The sequence below is a fragment of the Microbacterium sp. Bi128 genome (assembly GCF_918698205.1).
The window spans coordinates 1-2,066 of the sequence record NZ_CAKKMM010000914.1; the positions used below are offsets into that span (position 1 = coordinate 1).

A 2,066-nucleotide genomic window follows, 5' to 3' on the forward strand; every position below is an offset into this window, starting at 1 on the left:
CGCTTCTTGCCCCCGACGCCCGGCACGGACGCGACCTGCTTCATCCACGCCGCGATCTGGCGTTCGTCGACGTCGTCCATGGATTCGAGTTCCACACCCCGAGTCGACTTGCCCATCCCCACCGGTGTCACCGGAGGTACAGGCTCGAGCGCTGCGCCATTCACAAACATGAGCTTGACATGGCCAGCAAAGCCGCCGCAGCTGAAGCACCACCCGTCGCCGACTCCGTAGTAGGACATGCCCCACTTCACTGAGCGCCGGAGGCCGGGCAGTGTCTTTGCCGCCAAAGCATCGACCGTTTCGGCGATGCCCCGCTGCGGCTGTGGCAGGCTGACGATATATGCAAAGACCGGCTTGTCGCCGACCGCCGCTTTCGCCGGGCTTGCCCTGCCGGTCATGGATTCCGGCAGAGTTGGGGCGACGTCAACACGCGCACCGGTGCGCGTTGCCGGCTTTTGGGCTTCCCTCTTACCGATCTCCCCGCTGGTCATGGAGGGTATTATTCCTCACCCATCGCCAGACGGAACCACAACCGTTTTCTCGCGAGCCGTATCGGGCTCTTCGGGGAAGTTGCTACCTGTCCGCAGCTATCGATTCCAGGACGGCCTGGAATGCTGGACTTACTCGTATCCCAAGGCCACCATCGTCGGACACCTCGGTAAGTTGCTCGTAGCTCGTCCCGTTCCACCAAAAGACGTGTGGACTCACCGGTGCAGGTGAATCGCTGTATCCCATGGCGGCGAATCGGGCCATTCCGTTAACCGCCGAAATGACGGTGGCGTCTTCGATGATGTGCCAAACGACTTGGTGTCGGTTCGGGACGCTCATGAGCCAGCCGAATTCTTCTCGGACGCGCTTGCCCATGACTTCTGAGGCCAAGTCGGGAAGAAGCAGAGCCCGGCTCCCGGTATAGACAGATTCACCTAACAGAGCCGTGAACGAGCCCCCTCCCGGTGCAGGGAGGGTTTCGAGTTTTTCGACTGCCAGCCCGCGAAGGTTCGCAATACCCTGGGTTCTGAGGGCTTCGAACCCGCCGAACTTGTTTGCGTTGTTGTGACTGAAAACGGTAACCGTGTCCGGGAGGTCGAGCGCGATCATCTCGACGATGCCCGGCGCGAACTCCCTGTGCGGGTAGCCGTCGATCCCTGGCATGCTCGCCTCATCATAAAGGCGTGCGAAAGTCTGCTTCGCTACATCAGCAGGGGCAAGGATGTCGAACGGATCGGGTGCGTCGAAGCTCGCCAGAACGCGTTGAAGATGTTCGCGTATCAGGTCCCGCCACAAGGATTGCGGCTGGTCACCACAAGCGGCGGCCACGTTCCAAAATCCGAATTCACGCCCGGAGTCATCGACAGCGTGGCCGGGCTGAACATGGACTTCGAGTCCCATCTCGGCGAAAACTTCGCGCGTGATCGTTCGGAAATGGTTAGCGCCTGAAATCGTGAAGAACGTGAGGTGCGAATCAAGCGGTTCCGGTTCGGGAGACTTCTTCCTGAAGATGCCCACAATGACCCGCTTTCGTTGTGGCGGTCGATCGATTCAAGTCGACACTGCCCGGCCTGGGAGTTTCTGGTGCCGTCAGTGGGCCCACAGGCTGAACCCGATTCCGATTCTGTCGCAGTCCGATGGGAACCCAGGTTGCGACCCGCCCGGTAGAGACCTCCAGCCGGAACAGGCGGCATTGCTTTAGGGGCGGGTCCGGCACACCCAAGTCATGTCCAGGGTTCCGGCCGGGAATCCAGACGTGCCCACGTATCGAGACCGAGATTCGCGTCCATCGCACTGCCCGTAAGCCGACCGGTCTGCACAGCATGTGTATGGTGCTGATATGGCTTCTCCGCAGACGCTGAGTGAGCCCGAGCGCCGCGTCGTCGCGACTTGGGCCGCAGACTGCGCTGAGCGGGTTGTGGCTTTATTTGAGGCCGAGGCGCCGGCAGATGATCGCCCCCGCGACGCCATCGCCCGGGCGCGGGCCTTCGCCCGCGGTGAACTCAGTGCCGCCGACGAGATCCGCCGGCGGTTTGTGGCCGGCCGTGCCGCACGCGAGGTGACCAGCCCTGCTGCGG

3 protein-coding genes are annotated in these 2,066 nt (G+C 62.2%); 1 reads left to right on the plus strand and 2 read right to left on the minus strand.

The genetic code is table 11. The annotated features are described in order from the left end of the window. Together LQV45_RS27940 and LQV45_RS27945 are read right to left on the minus strand one after the other, a co-directional pair. The coding region (locus LQV45_RS27940; protein ID WP_230010156.1) for a DUF1801 domain-containing protein at nucleotides 1–491 on the minus strand (491 nt) is incomplete at its 3' end. 82 nt (nucleotides 492–573) lie between these two features. Next, entirely contained in the window at nucleotides 574–1,506 is a 933-nt protein-coding gene (locus tag LQV45_RS27945; protein WP_230010159.1) for a hypothetical protein, read from the minus strand. A 322-nt stretch (nucleotides 1,507–1,828) separates the two neighbouring features. On the opposite strand from LQV45_RS27945, the gene LQV45_RS27950 reads away from it, so the two are divergent. Then, on the plus strand, nucleotides 1,829–2,066 hold a 238-nt coding region (locus LQV45_RS27950), incomplete at its 3' end, for a putative immunity protein (RefSeq protein ID WP_374208315.1).